This is a genomic window from Arthrobacter oryzae (genome assembly GCF_003634095.1).
GTDB classification, from domain to species: Bacteria; Actinomycetota; Actinomycetes; order Actinomycetales; family Micrococcaceae; genus Arthrobacter; species Arthrobacter oryzae.
In genome coordinates this window covers 162178-178471 of sequence record NZ_RBIR01000009.1, presented here as the reverse complement: position 1 = coordinate 178471, position 16294 = coordinate 162178, and the positions used below count along the sequence as shown (strand labels likewise).

14 protein-coding genes are annotated in these 16294 nt (G+C 61.6%); 3 read left to right on the top strand and 11 right to left on the bottom strand.

Annotated elements, in window-relative coordinates; genetic code table 11:
- The 10 genes from C8D78_RS17120 to C8D78_RS17075 all read right to left on the bottom strand — a co-directional run.
- Positions 1 to 187 (bottom strand): glycosyltransferase family 2 protein (locus tag C8D78_RS17120; protein WP_425266716.1); only part of this gene is annotated, 187 nt, incomplete at its 3' end.
- Between the two features lie 389 nt (positions 188 to 576).
- The gene (locus C8D78_RS17115; RefSeq protein WP_279629534.1) at positions 577 to 1515 is read right to left on the bottom strand and encodes a Gfo/Idh/MocA family protein; all 939 of its coding nucleotides are present in this window, start codon (positions 1513 to 1515) and stop codon (positions 577 to 579) included.
- Positions 1512 to 2444: a sugar phosphate isomerase/epimerase family protein gene (locus C8D78_RS17110; RefSeq protein ID WP_120955058.1), complete on the bottom strand. Its 933-nt coding sequence runs from the start codon at positions 2442 to 2444 to the stop codon at positions 1512 to 1514. Before C8D78_RS17110 ends, C8D78_RS17115 begins: the two co-directional genes overlap by 4 nt.
- A 15-nt stretch (positions 2445 to 2459) precedes the next feature.
- The gene (locus C8D78_RS17105; protein WP_120955057.1) at positions 2460 to 3581 is read right to left on the bottom strand and encodes a Gfo/Idh/MocA family protein; all 1122 of its coding nucleotides are present in this window, start codon (positions 3579 to 3581) and stop codon (positions 2460 to 2462) included.
- 27 nt (positions 3582 to 3608) lie between these two features.
- Entirely contained in the window at positions 3609 to 4604 is a 996-nt protein-coding gene (locus C8D78_RS17100; RefSeq protein WP_120955056.1) for a sugar phosphate isomerase/epimerase family protein, read from the bottom strand.
- Entirely contained in the window at positions 4601 to 5458 is an 858-nt protein-coding gene (locus tag C8D78_RS17095) for an ABC transporter permease (RefSeq protein ID WP_120955055.1), read from the bottom strand. Before C8D78_RS17095 ends, C8D78_RS17100 begins: the two co-directional genes overlap by 4 nt.
- A complete protein-coding gene (locus C8D78_RS17090; RefSeq protein ID WP_120955054.1) occupies positions 5448 to 6377 on the bottom strand; it encodes an ABC transporter permease in 930 nt (309 codons plus the stop codon). The genes C8D78_RS17095 and C8D78_RS17090 overlap by 11 nt, the downstream gene beginning before the upstream one ends.
- A 1-nt stretch (position 6378) precedes the next feature.
- On the bottom strand, positions 6379 to 7491 hold the full coding sequence (locus tag C8D78_RS17085; RefSeq protein ID WP_120955053.1) for an ABC transporter substrate-binding protein: 1113 nt from the start codon (positions 7489 to 7491) through the stop codon (positions 6379 to 6381).
- Positions 7475 to 8626 (bottom strand): ABC transporter ATP-binding protein, encoded by a 1152-nt coding sequence (locus tag C8D78_RS17080; RefSeq protein ID WP_167467943.1) that lies wholly within the window; start codon positions 8624 to 8626, stop codon positions 7475 to 7477. Before C8D78_RS17080 ends, C8D78_RS17085 begins: the two co-directional genes overlap by 17 nt.
- On the bottom strand, positions 8619 to 9851 hold the full coding sequence (locus C8D78_RS17075) for a Gfo/Idh/MocA family protein (RefSeq protein WP_120955052.1): 1233 nt from the start codon (positions 9849 to 9851) through the stop codon (positions 8619 to 8621). The genes C8D78_RS17080 and C8D78_RS17075 overlap by 8 nt, the downstream gene beginning before the upstream one ends.
- 464 nt (positions 9852 to 10315) lie before the next feature.
- On the opposite strand from C8D78_RS17075, the gene C8D78_RS17070 reads away from it, so the two are divergent.
- Positions 10316 to 11161 (top strand): DeoR/GlpR family DNA-binding transcription regulator, encoded by an 846-nt coding sequence (locus C8D78_RS17070; RefSeq protein WP_120955051.1) that lies wholly within the window; start codon positions 10316 to 10318, stop codon positions 11159 to 11161.
- A 485-nt stretch (positions 11162 to 11646) separates the two neighbouring features.
- Here the strand turns inward: C8D78_RS17070 and C8D78_RS17060 are convergent, their stop codons facing one another.
- Entirely contained in the window at positions 11647 to 12390 is a 744-nt protein-coding gene (locus C8D78_RS17060) for a GntR family transcriptional regulator (RefSeq protein WP_120955050.1), read from the bottom strand.
- A 952-nt stretch (positions 12391 to 13342) separates the two neighbouring features.
- Here C8D78_RS17060 and C8D78_RS17055 point away from each other — a divergent pair.
- Positions 13343 to 14878: an amino acid permease gene (locus C8D78_RS17055; RefSeq protein ID WP_120955049.1), complete on the top strand. Its 1536-nt coding sequence runs from the start codon at positions 13343 to 13345 to the stop codon at positions 14876 to 14878.
- On the top strand, positions 14875 to 16290 hold the full coding sequence (locus C8D78_RS17050) for an FGGY family carbohydrate kinase (RefSeq protein WP_120955048.1): 1416 nt from the start codon (positions 14875 to 14877) through the stop codon (positions 16288 to 16290). Before C8D78_RS17055 ends, C8D78_RS17050 begins: the two co-directional genes overlap by 4 nt.
- The last annotated feature ends 4 nt before the right edge of the window (positions 16291 to 16294 follow it).

Here is a 16294-nt window from a genome sequence, read left to right as displayed (position 1 = left end):
TCGCCTCGGAGCGGACATAGTCCACGTTGGCGTGCCGGTCGGAGACGTCCTTGGAAGGCACCGTGCCGCTGTCGACGAGGCAAATGGAGCGCACCTGGGCGGTCTGGTTGTTGATCGCATCCAACAGGACTGCCAGCTCCCTGGGACGGTCAAACGTCACGGCAGCGACTGCAACCGAGGGGGTCATCGCGGGGTCCTTTCAGCACGACCGTCAGTGGTTTTCCCGCCGGCGGAGGGCCGGGTGAGGCGAAGAGAGGGGGCCGTTGGCATTGGTTTCCTTTCTGGTGGAACGGTGGGTCTGCGTGTCCGGTCATTGTTGGGCCGCTCCGCCGGCCTGCCGAAGCCCGTTCCGGGACGAGTTCAACTGCCGGTTCTTCCCCTAACCGCAGACGAACCGTCAAGTGAAGCGTCCCGGACCGTGATTCTGCTCTGAGACGGCACGGGTTGCTCCCTTGGGTGAGCAACCCGTGCCGCTTACTCAGCGCGTCGTTTCTAACTCAACTTCCGGCCCGATTTGCCCGAAATTATCGGCGGGTATTGCGTTCCATACCCGGTCCGTTTCTCACGGGAACGCGTTCACCCGGCGAGGACGGCAATCCTGGCTGAGTCAGTCAACCGCTGTGCAATCTCGAGTACCTCTGCAGCTTCCAGGGCTGTGGTGCCTTCGGACGGAGCGCCCGCCGCGTGGCGGGCGAAGGACTCGGCCTGGAGGCGCAGCGCCTCCAGCTGGGGAGCTTCCCCGCTCTCGGGCGAAACGACCTCAATGCGGGAGTGCCCCATCGAGCCAAATACTTCGGCCGTGACTACATCGCCCCCGGGATAAAAGCGTCCAAGGGAGACGATCGCGGTGGCCCCCTCCGAGAGGGAGATCAGCGCCTGTGCGCTGTCCACGTCGTTGGCCGCATCGGGGTCTTCCGTGGCGGGCCCTGCCACGGCTGTCACGTCGGAGACATCCTGGTCAAGAAGCCAGAGCACCTGGTTGATTTCGTGAACACCCATGTCGATGTAGATCCCGCCGCTGTGGTTTCGGAAACTTGCCGCCGGCGGCGCCTCATCCCACTGCGAGCACACGACATGCTGGATATTGCCCAACTTCCCGGCCGCGATCTCCCGGCGGAGCGCAACCAGTTCGGGGATGAAACGACGCCAATACGCGATCTGCAAAGCGACGCCGCGTTCAGCGGCCAGCGCAGCAGCCTTCCGCGCGTCTTCGGCGGAGATACCGAAGGGCTTCTCGCAGAGCACTGAGACGCCGGCTTCAATGACTTTGGTGGCGAGCTCGACATGCTGATCGGTGGGTGCGGCGATAATGACACCGTCAAGACCACCAGCAGCGAGCATCTCTTCCACGGTCGGGAATACCGCCAGACCCATGGACCTCAGTTCCCGTGCGGATGATTCGAAGGGCTCGGCAACGGCAACGCACTCCACCAAGGCTGAATCCGTCAGCGCCCTAAGGTGGGTGCGTCCCATCCGGCCGCCACCGATCAGACCGAGGCGAAAACGCGGGCTCACAGTCCACGCTCCGCAAGGAATGTCCTGTTGGCCTGTTGGTCTGCGATGGCGCGCTCGAAGCGCTCCGCCGTCTGGGGCAGGATGTCCTGCTCAACGACCAGCCAGCCCGAGTACCCGATGTCTTTCAGTGTGGAAATAAAGGCATCGCAGTCAAGGTCGCCTTCGCCAAGCACGGGGAACACTTCCCGTTCCCAGATTGCGGTCGTGGGCAGCTTCTCCGCAACGACTTCATTGAACCGGGCGATACTCGCGCTCTTCAGATGCACATGATTGATGCGGTCGGCCCAGGTGCGGAGATATTCCACGGGGTCGCCGCCGCCGATGAGGAAGTGTCCGGAGTCCAGGCACAGTCCGATGTCCGAGATTTCCAATACCTTGGCGATCTCCTCCGGAGACTCGACGTATGTACCGGTCTCGTGATGGAACGTCGGCTCGTAGCCACGCTTGCGGCAATGTTCAACCACACGGGCAAGCCCGATCGCGAAGGCATCCCATTGCTCCGGGCTGTAGCCGCTCGTGGGGTTCCTCTGACCGGAGCCTGGAGAATTCCGGCGGTGTTCGGCACCTGCATCGGCGATGGTCGGTTTCGGCGGCAAGCCGCGTTGAAATTCGGAAATAGCATCGAAGGTGTCCAGCATGGCATCGAGTTCGGGCATCATCGCGTCCAGCTCGGAGGCGTCTGAGAACGGCAACTCAAGGTAGGCGCCGGTCAGACCCAGACCGTGCGCGGCGAGGCCTTCGCCTAGCTCCGCCCCGTCCCCCAAATAGCCGACAGGACCGAGGTCGATTCCGGCGTACCCGGCCGAGCTGACCGCCTCGAGGATCGCAGCCCCATCGGGGACGTTCGGGTCGATCCCGACTGTGACTTCAAATGCTCCGTAGCTGATGGGGGCGTTTGCCACGACGATGCCGGTGTTATTGCTCTGCATGATCAGAATCCTTGATTAGTTAACGAACGCGGGGGCGTCAATCGAGCTGGGGTGCGCAATGGGCTCTCCCTGCTGGATGTATCGAATGATGGACTGGCAAAGGGCCAGGTCGTGCAGGGCGTCCTGAGCGTTCGTGAGCGGTTCGGTGCCCTTGACGACGCAATCGTGGAAGGCCTGGAGTTCCAGCTTGAATGAGCTTTCGTACGACACGGTCTCGCTGATGTGTCGGGATTTCGCCGTACCGACTTCGCCGTCAATGATCTCCACGGTTGCCGGTGCGCTGCGCAGGAAGGGCGACGGGAAGCTCAGCGTTGTGCGGGATTCCGGGCCGTAGATCGCGAACTCCATCTCGTAACGGGTGATTCCCGGGAGGTCGAGCCAGTGGATCGCCGCGGTCAGGTCACCGAATTTGAGCACGACGGTGAGGCTTCCGGCCGTCAGGTCGACATAGTCCAGGCTCGTGGGCTCGCCGAAGACGCCGCGAATGGTGTTCAGTTCATGCACCAAGGTGTCCAGAAGGACGGCGTGGTAGCTCTCGCGCAGGAACGGGTCAGCGTCCCCGATGGCCCGGGTGATGCTTTCCTGGGTCTGAGTCTTCCAAAGGGCAATTGCCTCGGCGGGAATCGGGGACACCGGCGCCAGGGAGTAGTGCTGGACGTAGGGCAGGAAAGGGGACTCGAAGGTCGTCACCCGGAGAAGACGAGGATCCACCGTGTCGGCGGCCAAGTCCCGGAAGCGTTCGTACGCCGGGTCGTACCGTTTGGGGTAGGCGACCATGAGCGCGGTGCCGGCTTCTTCGGCGGCCGCCTGCATTTCCAGGCCTTCTTCGACCGAGAAGCACATCGGCTTCTCGACGAGGACATGCTTGCCCGCCTTGGCCGCGGCGATGGCGATGGGAGCGTGGCTTCCCGACGTCAGGATGAGGACCGCATCGATCGGTTCCTGAAGCATTTCGCGCCAGTCGGAGAAGGTCTTCGGAATGCTGTACCGCTCGGCATTGTTTTTGGCGTTTTCCGCCGAGATGTCGCAGAGCGCGGCGATTTCGTACCGGTCGGACAGCTCTCTGAGGTAGTTGAGGTGCATCACCTGGGCGATGAGGCCGGCACCGACCACACCAACTTTGAGTCGACGAGTCATGTCTGGGTTCTCCTTGAGATGTATTAGTTAGGGGGTGAGGTTTGCGAATTGGGGAGCCGGGTTTGGCCAGGTGGCGCTGAGAGCACGGTCTATGAGCCCGGCGGCCTCCTTAACGCCTGTCTTGGCGTCGACGAAGGGGTCCTCATGTTCGATAGAAACACTTCTGACGGGTGAGTCGGCGAACCGGGCGATGAGCGCGTGCCACCAGGCTTCGTCGTGGCCGCGGCCAGGGACTGAAAAGTTCCATGGCATCTCCGCCGGGCTGGCGGGCCACCGGTGGTCGAGCAGCCCGTTCAGGGCAAGTGCTTCCTCGTTGAAAGAGGTGTCCTTGGCGTGGACGTGGCCTATCCTGGGCAGGATCCGCTCGACAACCTTGTTCGCGTCCATGCCCATCCAGAAGAAATGACTGGGGTCCAGGTTCGCGTAGAGGTTCGATCCAAGCGCCGTGAATTTTTCGAACGTCTCCACGTTGTAGACCGTGGTTCCAGGGTGCAGCTCGATGCAGAGGTTAACGTCGGGGTTCTCCCTCTTGGCGAACTCGGCGATTTCGGACCAGTACGGTGCGACATGTTCCTCCCACTGCCGGTCGTGGACGCCTTCGAGGTACGGGAGCCAGCCGCCGGCCCCAAACGAAGCAGACACGTCAGCGGCGGTTGGGGCCGGGCACCCGGACATTGCCACGATCGTGTCCGTGCCCAGGGGGCCGGCCAGCCGGATTGCCCGTCGCAGGGCATTGTCGTGGGCCCGGGAGATTTCGGGGTCAGGGTGCAGGGGGTTGCCCCACACGTTGAGCGCATCCAGGGCGATGTCGTGTCGTGCCAGTGTCGAAAGCCACCGGCTTCTGCCGGACTCGCTGGCGAGAAGCTCATCCGGATCACAATGGGGGTGCGGCGCGTACCCGCCTGCCCCGACCTCGATAGCGGTCACTTCGGGAACCTCCTGGCTTAGCCAGGAAAGCACCTCTTCGAGGGGGGTGTCGGCGAACGCCTCCAGGACGACTGAAATTTCGCAAGACTTTTTCATGCAGGAACTCCTGTTTTTTCTTCTTGCCTGCTCTTTGCGGTCAACATTTTGATCAGGCGCAGACCCAGCGTTGTCACAACGACCAAGGTGATCGTTCCCAGGAGCATGAGAGAGGCCAAAGCGTTGACTTCCGGGGTGATCCCGAACTTGAGCTGACTGTAGATATAGATCGGAAGCGTCTGATCGCTGCCGATGATGAAATTGGTGACAACGAACTCATCCAGCGACAGCGTGAAGGCCATGAGGGCCGCGGCCACGATCCCCGGGTAAACCAGGGGCAGGACAACAAAGCTGAACCGCTGCACCGGACCCGCGCCCAGGTCCGCTGCGGCTCGCTCGAAGTTGCGGTCCAGGCTCTCCAGTCGTGAGGACACCACGAGGATGACAAACGGTGTTGCCAGGACTGTTTGACCGATGACGGCGATCGGCAAGGACGGCTGCAAATGCAGGATATTCGTCGAAAGCACGAGGATCGCGACGCCGATGAGGAGCCCTGGAATCATGATGGGCAAGGTGATGAAGACCCGGACGGCGCTGCGGTACTTGATGTGGGCCCGCACCAGCGGGAACGCCGCAGCGGTGCCGATGACCGTGGCGAGAACGGTGACCGAGACGCCCACGGCCAGGGACTTCCCGAGTGCGTCCTGGATGATCATGTTTTGCGTGAGCGATGAATACCAGTCCAGGGTGAACCCTGTCATCGGAAAGCCGACCACCTTCGATTTATTGAACGAAAGCAGGACCATCACGGCGATGGGAGTGAACAGAAACAGGTAGATCAGGACCCCGTAGGCCGTGAGAATGACTCGAAAGAGCCCGGCGCGGGGGTTTACGACTTCCATGTCATGAGCCATAAATATCCTTAGTGTCGAGTCCTTTTCTGAAGAGGACAAGGAGGACGAGAATCACCAGGGCAATCAATACGCTGGCGGCCGATCCGAGGGGCAAGAGATATCCCGCGAAGAAGTTGGCAATGAGGTTCCCCATGAGGACTCCGTTGGTCCCGCCGACGATCTCCGGTGCGACGTACTCGCCCAGGATGGGGATGAAGACGAAGATTCCGGCGGTGACCATGGCCAGTTTCATCTGCGGGAGAAGGATCGTCACAAGGCTGCGCATGGGCGAAGCGCCCAGGTCGACGCCGGCCCGGAGCAGGCTCCAGTCGAAGCGGTCGAGCGAGGAGTACAGAGTGAGAGCGGCAAACGGAAAGTACAGGTAGACGAGGACGATGAAGACGCCCGGGGTGTCGTACAGGAACAACCGCACGGGTGAATCGGTGAGCCCGAGGTTCTTCAACAGGACGTTGATGGCGCCGTTGTCGCCAAGGATCGCGACCCAGGCATAGACCCTCAGCAGGTAACTGGTCCAGAACGGCAGGATGACGAGGAGAAACAAAACTCGCTGCAGCCGCGGCGGAACGTACCTGACGAGCCAGTAGCAGAACGGGAAAGCGATCGCCAGTGTTGTTGCGGTGGCGAGCAACGCCATCAGAATCGTCTTGCCCAGCGTTTTGATGTACGTGTCCGTTGTAGCGATCGTGGCGTAGTTCTTCGTCGTGAAGTCCGGCACCAGGTTGTAGTCCTTGGTTTGCCAGAACGAGTAAACAACGATCAGGCAGAGCGGGGCAATGAAGAAGACGCCGAAGACGATGGCGGCAGGGGTAAAGCCCACATATTGCCGCCAGTTCCTGCGTTCGCGCCGGGCGACTTTCGCGTCGGGTTTGGCCGGTCCCGGTCCGGCGTCCGGGACCCTGGCGGTCTCAAGGGTCGCCATCTTAGGCGCCAAAGATCTGGTTGAATGCCTCCGTGTAGGACTGCTGGTTTTCAGCCGGTCCCTTGAGCGTCATGGCGAGGGCCTTCTCGGGGTTCCCCATGAACAGCCGTTTTGCGTCCTGCGCCGTCTTCGGATCATTGAGCAGGATCTTGGCGGCTTTCTCGTTGAACAGGGGCCGGCCATTGGTCTTGAAGTTCTCAACGATGTACTCAGAGGTCTCCATCGCGTTCAGGAAGGGGCGAACCAGCTTCTGGTTGGCGCCCTTGGAGGTGATCATCTCGGCGTCGATGAAGCCGATCGTGCCTTCCCTTGGGTAGGCCGCCTCAATTTGTGGGCCGCCGGCGGCCTTGACGCGCAGATCCGTTCCCAGGTTGGAAATCCCGATCGCGGCCTCACCGCTGGCGAGCATCGAGATGATTTCGTTGTTCTGGCTCGCCAGCTTGATCACGTTGGGTTTCAGGGCCTTGAGGAAATCTGCAGCCCTGGTGAGTCCGTCGCCCTTCAACGCGTACGGCTCCTTCGAGCCGGTGGCAAGCCCGCCGATGGCAAGCAGGTCGGTCGGAATGTTCTCGGCAACAATCTGGCCCTTGAAAGCCGGGTCGGTGAGCGACTCCCACGACGTGGGGGGAGTCTTGACCAGTTTCGGGTTGAAATAGATTTGCACACTCGACCAGGAGAACGGGTATCCCAGGTAGCCCTGGGGGTCTTTGAGGAAGGAAAAGTCCCGGGCTTCTGCGTACAGCTCGTTGCTCACGGCGATCTCGCTCATTTGGAACGGATCAATGAGGCCTTCCTGCCTGTACTTCTTCACCCAGAGGGCGTCGCCGGAGACGATGTCGAACTGGCTGCCGGTCTGTTTGATCTGCAGCAGGGCATCGGCGTTGTCCGAGAACAGTTTGGGTCCGCCCGTGATTTTGGATGAGGCCGCGACTTTCTTCAGCTGGTCATTGGAGAAGTGGTCCGACCAGGTGAGCCAGTTGACCGTCCCGCCGGCTGAACCGGAGCTGCTGGCGCCGGAGGCGCATCCGCTCAGCACGAACGGGCTCACGCCCAGGGCCAACGACCCGAGGAGCAATGAGCGGCGATTGATGTTTACGTTATTCAGATTTGCCATTGGGGTCTTCCTTCTTCTCAAGCTGTTCTACGAGTGGGTGGGCGGCCTTGATGGACCATGCGAGCGACACCATCTGGCCAATCTCAAGCCCGGTTCGGTCATGGTCCTCGAGCGCGTGATCGCTAAGCGATGAGACGACAAGTTGTTCACTGCCGGAAAGTCGCATCACGATCCGCGTGGTTGCCCCGAGGTAGGCGCGCGAAACGATCTCGGCGTCGAGGAAGCCGTTCGCGGTTATCCGGAGGGATTCGGGCCGGATGACCAGCGACGTCGTGTCCTCGGGTGCGTTGGCGGTAATGGGCACGTGTGCACCGTTTTCAAGGTGAAAGACTTCGCCTTGCTTCCGGCCCCCCAGGATGTTGGATTCGCCGATGAACTCCGCAACATAGCGGCTGCAGGGCCTGCGGTATATTTCCTCCGGCGTCCCGATCTGCTCGATCCGCCCGCCGTTGAGGATCGCGATGCGGTCCGCGAGACCCATTGCCTCCTCCTGGTCGTGGGTGACGAACACGAAGGTGGTCCCGACCTGGCGCTGGATTATGGAGAGCTCGGTCTGAAGCCGCTTCCGGAGCTTAAGATCCAGTGCACCGAGGGGCTCGTCCAGGAGCAGAACCTTGGGTTTGTTGACCAGGGCTCTGGCAACGGCCACGCGCTGGGCCTGTCCGCCGGACAGCTTGGTGACCGCGCGGTCGGAGAAGGTGCCAAGACCGACCAGGTCCAGTGCCTCCTGCGCCCTCTTGAGACGCTCGGGTTTTGGCACCTTCGCCATCCGCATTCCAAACGCAACGTTTTCTATGACGCTCAAGTGGGGGAAGAGTGCGTAGGACTGAAACACGGTGTTGATCGGTCGGCGGTTGGGCGGAAGTTTCGTCACGTTCACCCCCGCAACGCTGACGGCCCCTGCCGTGGCTCCTACAAAACCGCCGATGATGTTCAAAGTGGTGGTCTTGCCGCACCCGGACGGGCCCAGCAGGCAGAAGAATTCGCCGTCAAGGATGTCGAGGTCAAGCTCATGGAGAGCGACTTCGTCCCCGTAACTCTTCCGGATTCCCCTTAACTCAATGGCATTTTTTGCTGTCCCGCTGACTGTTGGCTGGGAGCTGGCCGGGCTGTCTTCTACGAGGAGATTAGTCAATGTCGATCGCCTTTCGGGTTTGAGCGCTTTCTTGGATTGCGTGGACTACCGAGACAAGCCGTCGGCCGTCGGCGAAGGTGGGATAGGCCACCGGGTCGCCTCCAATAGCCGCGTACACGTCCCGGATGAGGTTTCTAAACGCGTCACCAAATCCCTCGGCGTGCCCGGCCGGAGTGAACGCGATTCGTCCGGCATCGGCCGAGAGCCGCTCGGGATCCCTGGCGATCGTCAGGATCGAGGCATCGGCACGCCGGTGCCGAAGCACATTCGGATCATCGGCCTGCCAGTGGAAGCCGCCATCCATACCGTCCACGTCGATGAAACAGGCGTTTGGTTCCCCGGCGCATACACCGGAGAAGACTGCGGACCCGGGGGTGCCGTCCGAAAGCTGAAGGAACACTCTGACGTAGTCTTCGGCCTGAACATCGACTTCCCGTCCGTCCTTGACGCGTGTGGGCCGCAGGGTCGAGAACCGAGCGTCCACCTGGCTGATTCGCGAGCCCGTGACGTGCTCGACAAGATCCAGCCAGTGGACACCGAGGTCTGCTGTTGCGTAGGACGTGCCGGCGATCGCCGGGTCAAATCCCCATCCCCAGTTCTCGTGGCTGGAGTCCCAGGACAGGAACCCGCCACGCACCGCCTGAAGCTTCCCGATCTCTCCGGAAAGAATCCGGCCCCGCAACTCGGCGACCATCGGGTAGGAGCGCTGAGTCAGACACACGGCGGCGTGTATTCCCGCAGCTTCGCTCGCGTCCAGCAGACGCTGAGCGTCTTCAACGGTGGTGGTCATCGGTTTTTCACAGATCACATGGATGCCCCGCTTGATAGCTTCCAGTGCATGAGCCGCGTGGAAACCATGAGGGGAACACACATGAAGAACATCCGGCCCGGTCTCATCAAGCATCCGGCCCAGGTCTGCGAACGGTTCGATACCGTCCCGCCTGCGGAACCCGCCCCTGCGACCGGCGGGCTGTAGCTCGGCAGCAAGAGCCTGAGCCTTTGACAGATCCCGGCCGCAAACCCCGACCACACGCGACCCCAGGTCCTGGATCCGCTGGCCATGGATCCGGGCGATACCGCCGGTCCCTACGATGGCGGCCCGAAGCTCGGGCGGGTAGTACGTCTTTGCAACTTCATTCCTGTCCCCGGGCCGGGGCACACGAAGCCGCTCAATCGTTGTTTTTTGCACGCAATTCTCCATTGAATTGATGGGGGTGTGGACCATGGCGCGAATAGCCGGCTTTCCAGCCTGGGTTCGCCTTCAGTGATCCGTATGTCGACCAAGTCTGGACATGGTCTGATTCTTTGTCAAGACATGCTGACAACCGCATTTTTTGGATTGGGCCGATCCTGACGCAGGTTCGCAATTTGTGGAATTACGAGGATTTGTTAGTAAAAGTATGGACTTGTGGGCACGCCAAGTCAAGGGATTTATATGACCGGCATCACATCACCGATCTTGCGGGCAAGTCGAGTCCAGCCTCCCGCCACCCCTCCCTGCAGGAAGATCCAAGGGGCGCTTCGGGGGCCACCACCACGCGGAAGGTTGCTGCAATGTTGTGTTTTTTTGTGCAATCTCCGTATGATCTGAAGCGCAGGGTTGGCAGCTTCTCGCTGATGGGCCGTCAAAGCCGCAGGCTTGCTCAGTTGTCCAGCCATAGATTTGCCAGCCGTTAGGGTGTGGAGAACATGATCCATCCGATGAAGCAGCCGGCCGCAGTGCGGCGCCGCAGGATTGTCGAGCTCGTCGGCCAGGGCGAATATCTCCGGCCGGCCGACATTGCCGCGCAGATGTCCGTGTCCGGGGAAACGGTCCGACGTGACCTCATGGCATTGGAACGTTCCGGCGAGCTCAAGCGGATCCATGGAGGCGCAATGGCCCCCGCGCGGTTGGTCGACAGGGAACCGGACCGCGCAATCCGCTCCACGGAGAACCGGGCGGAGAAGGAAGAAATCGCAGCCGTTGTCGCATCCATGATTTCAGACACGGACACGATCTTTCTCGACGTCGGAACAACTGTCGAGGCCGTCGCGATGGCCCTGCCCGTGACCTTTCACGGGATCGTCATTACGAACAGCCTCTCCGTCGGCTCGATCCTGGGAGTCCGGCCAGGTGTTGAACTCTACGTACTCGGCGGAAGGGTCCGGACAGGCGAAATGACGACCTACGGGCCCGAAGTTCTGGCCCAGGTGCGAAGCTTCAACGCGAACTGGGCCTTCCTGGGCGCCGGCGGCGTTGATGTGACTGCCGGGTTCACCGACTATGCGAGCGAAGACGTACCGACCAAGCAGCTGATGATTCAACAGTCGGCGAAAGCCTATGCCCTCGCAGTCGGCGAAAAACTCGGCCGCACCGCCTTTCGCCACGTATGCGGGCTGGACAAGCTGTCGGGCATCATCACCGACAGCAAAACCAGCCGTACAGACATTGAGGCGCTCCAGGAGGCCGGAATCGAAGTGCTCCAACCCGAGTCCAAAGCACGTGCGAGCTGGCGGGCGGATGAGGAGCCTGCAGTTCGAAACCACAAAACCTGACCGGAAGTTCGGCCGCGCCCGGTCAGAAAGCTGGTTAAAAGACGAAGGCGAATTCCCTGTCTTGGTCGCCATCTTTCTCGATAAAGACAACTGCCAGCGGTTTGTCAGGACGAAGGTGGGTTCATCGGTACTGAGGGTCCGAAAGTGGTGGGCGAAGCCGATGCGGCTGTGGAGCTGGGGGTAGCGGGGGAGTCAAGATCTGTTCTGACATTCTTACAAACTCCGCGCCGGTTCATGGAATCGGACGGCACGCCTCCCCGGCACCGCCGGTGACTCTTCATCGAAATTCTCGGTCGGGCGCCCCGGCGCGCCTTGACATCATTGCCCGCATGCGACGGTTGAGGCTCGAGCCGACCTTCCGGTCCCGATAGTTGAGAGGTTCTGCCAATTGTACGAACTTGCTCACAGCATGGTGTGGGACGAATTAGCTGCCGAATCCATGCCCCTTAGGGACGGACCGACCGGAACGGCCGGCGCCGGTGCAGTCATTGACCGTGAACCAGGGTCATTTTGAATGCGTATGAATCGGCCACGTAGGCATGGCGACCGATTTCTAATCTGCGTCCGGATTCGTCTATTGCGGTGCGTTCCATGGTCACGAGTGCTGAGCCCGCGTCGGCCTGTAGAACGTTTGCCTGATAGTCATTTGCGACCGTGGCACCGATTCGTTGGTTGACCACGCGGATGTCGACTCCCCATGAACGGAGAATCTGGTACAGGCCCCGGGATTCAAGGCTGACTTCGTCCAGGTTCACGATATCGTCCCGGACCCAGTTCTCCATCAGGGCCTGAGGCCTGCCCCCAACCTTGCGCAGTCGCATGAAGTGGTAAACGCGCGCGTTGACAGGAAGATTCAACGATTCCCGGGTCTCGCTGTCTGCTTCCAGATGCGAAAAACTCAGCACCTCCGACGTCGGATCGTTCCCGAGGCGGTGCATATCGTCAAAATGACTCAAAATCCCGCGGGCGGGAGCAGCGTGGGTGGCGATCACCTGAGCTCCTACCCCTCGCTTTCGAACCACGAGTCCGGACTGGACCAGTTCCTCGATGGCTTTATGCAACGTCGGGCGGGAGAGGTTCAGCCTGGTGGCCAGATCCAATTCGCTGTCCAGGCGTGATCCGCCCGGAAGCGCTCCAGCGCGGATCGCGGCCTCTATGCCCTGAGCCACTTGATGGTAAAGGGGGACAGGCGATGCTTTATCAATGACAATGTTCAACGAGGATGCCACCGGCTTCTCCTCCTGTATTGGTCGGTTTGAGCTTGATCGACACGCACCTCGCCTTTGACGCGGATGCCGATCGATATAGCAAGGAATTCCCGCGACTCTTTAACAGCGGAAGCCAAGACGGCGACTCCGCTTTGAGGTGAATTTCGTCCTTCGTCGGGGACGTCTCTTATCTCGTACGTGTTGCCAGCTGCCATTTCGTCGTCCGTGAAGGCCTCAGGGAGAGGCAGCGCATTTATGGGATCCCCTGCATAGGCTCCGGGAATTCGACGGGACCTGGACTGTTGGCACCCGTGACCAAGCACGGCCGCAGGCGTGCCGGTAGGTGTGACTCCTCTGTGGACGTCCCGCCCCTACGGCATCACCGGGTGCCGCTGTTCGCGAACGTTCATCGGCGCGGCAATGTCGGCTGGCCGGAGATATTCGCACTGGCCGACAAGCTTGACAATCCTGCGTCGCCGTACTGCGGCCGGCCGGCTGCTTCATCGGACGGATCATGGTCTCCACACCCTAACGGCTGGCAATCTATGGCTGGCACACCTGAGTAAACCTGCGGCTTTGACGGCCGGTCAGCGAGAAGCTGCGAGCCCTGCGCTTCAGATCATACGGAGATTGCACAAAAAAACACAACTTTCCAACCAAATTTCGTGTGGTGGGAACCTGCGATGCACCCCTGGATCTTCATGCAGGGAAGGGCGGCGGGAGGCTGGACTGGCCCGCACGATTGGCAATGTGATGACAGCCACAGAAACCCCTTGACTTCGCGCGCCCACAAGCCCATGCTTTTACTAACAAATCCTCGTAATTCCACAAATTGCGTCATTCCTATATACGAGGACCAGTGCACCTTCAGGCGCCAGATGATCATCGCGGCTTGCACTGAGGGCTCCCGCCAACACCGCGAGCCGCAGTCTTAGTCCTTTCCAGGGGAATACATCGAAGGAGATTCGTCCCCATGACACACAACTCATTGCCGGGAACTCCGGCCGGGGCGGCCGATGACATAGCCGTCCTCGAGTTCGGCTACGAGCAGGAAATGAAACGCGGCACGGGCCGCTTCGCCTCCTTTGCGGTGGCCTTTGCCTTCGTGTCGATCGCCACGGGCATCTTCACCACCTACGGTGCGGTGCTGAACAGTTCCGGCCCCGCGGGCATTTGGACCTGGCCCATTGTCGTGGTGGGGCAGCTCGCCGTGGCGTTGATCTTCGGTTCGCTGGCAGCCCGCATTCCCGTAACCGGGTACTCCTACCAGTGGATGTCCCGCCTCGCCAACCCCGTGCTGGGGTGGATCATGGGCTGGATCTCCTTCACCTTCCTCGCCGTCGTGGTCGTCGCCGTCGACTACACGATCGCTTCCACCGTCTTGCCCGCGCTCCTCGGCTATGGAGGCACACCGGCCAATGCCTGGGTGATCACGAGTATTGTGCTGGTGCTGCAGGCCTTACTGGTTGCCTTCTCTACCCGCTGGACCGAACGGGTCAACAACTTTGCCGTCTCGGCCGAGCTGATCGGCATGATCCTGCTGGTTGTCCTCCTGATCGTTGTCGGGGCCGTGGCTAAGGAACTGAACTTCGGGAATCTCTTTTCCACCGGTGCGATCCCGTCGGAAAACTATTTTGGTGTGGGAAGCCTGCTGCATGTCGGCCCGTGGATGATGGGCACGCTGCTGGGCGGCTTCACGATCGTCGGTTTTGAGTCCGCTGCGAACCTGGCCGAAGAAACGAAGGATCCGGCGCGGGTTGTGCCCCGTGCCATGTGGCAGGCGGTTCTGGCCTCGGGCATCCTGGGATTCCTGTTTCTCCTGGCCATTACGCTTCTCGCCGGTGACCCGGTGGCGCTGGCCGCGTCCGGCACTCCGGTGGCTGACGTCATCGACCGGGTGCTCGGGCCGGTCGTCGGGACCGCGCTGCTCGTTATGGTCGTCGTGTCAATCTTTGCCTGCGGCATGGTGATCCTGATGACCGGTGTCCGCCTGGTTTGGGCCATGTCACGGGACCGGCGCTTCCCGGGTTACGCGCTCTGGCACTACGTGTCACCGCGGTTTGGAACCCCTGCCGCGGCGACCGGGCTGATGTTCGTACTCGCCCAACTCATTCTCGGGGTCTTCGCCCTTCGGCCCGACGCCCTGTTCAGCCTTTTTGGTGCCGCAACCCTGCTGCCGGCGGTCATTTATGCAGCGACGGTCCTGCTCTACATCATCAAGCGAAAGCACTTGCCCGCCAGTCAAGGCTTCAGCCTGGGCAGGTTCGAGGTTCCGGTGATCATCGTCGCCTCCGCGTGGCTGGTCTTCATGCTGATGATCTTCCGGGACGCATCCTTTATCAGCTCATGGGTGTACGTGGCGATCATGGCGGCCATCGGCGCGGTCTACCTCGCGTTCCTCCTCATCAAGCGCGGGGGACCCTCCGGGATGGCCATGCCCGGCCTGCACTCCATCGATGCGGAACTGGACACGAATGTCCGCCACAAGGAAAGGAACCACCGGAAGTGACCACCGTCCTTGCCATCGACCAGGGAACATCCGGGACCAAAGCCGTCGTCGTCGCGGCCGACGGGAAAATCCTAAGCCTGGCGGAACAGCCGGTCCGCCCGCACTATCTGGACGGCAGCGGCGTGGAACAAGACCCGCAGGAGCTGTTGGACTCCGTCCTGGCCACCGGCCGGGCCGCAGTTGCACGGTCCGGCGCCCTGGTCGACATTGTCACCATCGCCAACCAGGGCGAGACCGTCCTGGCCTGGGACCCGGACACGGGAAAACCCCTGTCCAACATGATCGTCTGGCAGGACCGCCGGGCCGAGGCCATCTGCGCCTCGCTCGCCGGCTTCAAAGAGGACTTCGCCAAACGCACGGGATTGGTCCTTGACCCCTACTTCTCAGCACCGAAGCAGGCCTGGATCCGCAAGAACGTCACGCGGGAAGGCGTTGTCACCACATCGGACAGCTGGCTGGTCCACCACCTGACCGGCGAGTTCGTCACGGACGTCTCAACCGCGAGCCGGTCCTTGACGACCGACTTGGACAGTACCGAATGGGACCGTGAGCTCCTGGAGCGCTTTGGACTAGGAGGTGAGCGCCTTCCGCGCATTCTCCCATCGGACGCCATCGCCGGGACCACCACCGCGTTCGGCGGGATGATGGCGGTCGGCGGACTCATCGTGGACCAGCAAGCAGCACTGCTGGCCGAGGACTGCCTGCAGCCCGGAGAAGCCAAGTGCACATTCGGCACCGGGGCCTTCCTGCTGGCCAACACCGGCAGCAGCGCCGCACGCTCCACGGCCGGGCTCGCAGCTTCGGTGGCATGGACCGTCCGGGGCCAACCGACCTACTGCTTCGACGGACAGGTCTACACCGCAGCCTCGGCGGTCCGCTGGCTCCAGGACATGGGCTTCATTAATCACGCCGCCGAATTGGACGTCATCGCAGCGGCAGATTCAGGCGGAGTCCTCAGCGTTCCCGCGTTCGCCGGTCTGGCCGCTCCCTGGTGGCGGCCGGAAGCCAAGGCCTCGCTGACGGGAATGAGCCTGTCCACCGGACCGGCACACGTGGTCCTCGCCGTCCTTCAAGGCATCGCCGCCCAGGTAGCCGAACTCGGAACCCTCATAGCCACCGACACCGGCCGGCCCCTGCAGCGGTTGCGGGTCGACGGAGGCCTGACACAGAGCCGGGTGCTCATGCAGGCCGTCGCCGATCTCATGCAGATCGAAATCGACGTCTACCCGTCCCAACACGCCACGGCCCTGGGAGCAGCGGCATTGGCCAGAATGGCGCTGGAACCATCACGGACGCTGCAGGACGCCATCGTCCCCTGGAAGCCAAACACAGTTTATGAACCGAAGTGGTCGGGAGACCAGGCAACCGAGTTCCGGACCCGGTGGACCTCCGCCGTCCACGCAACCCGGTGAACAA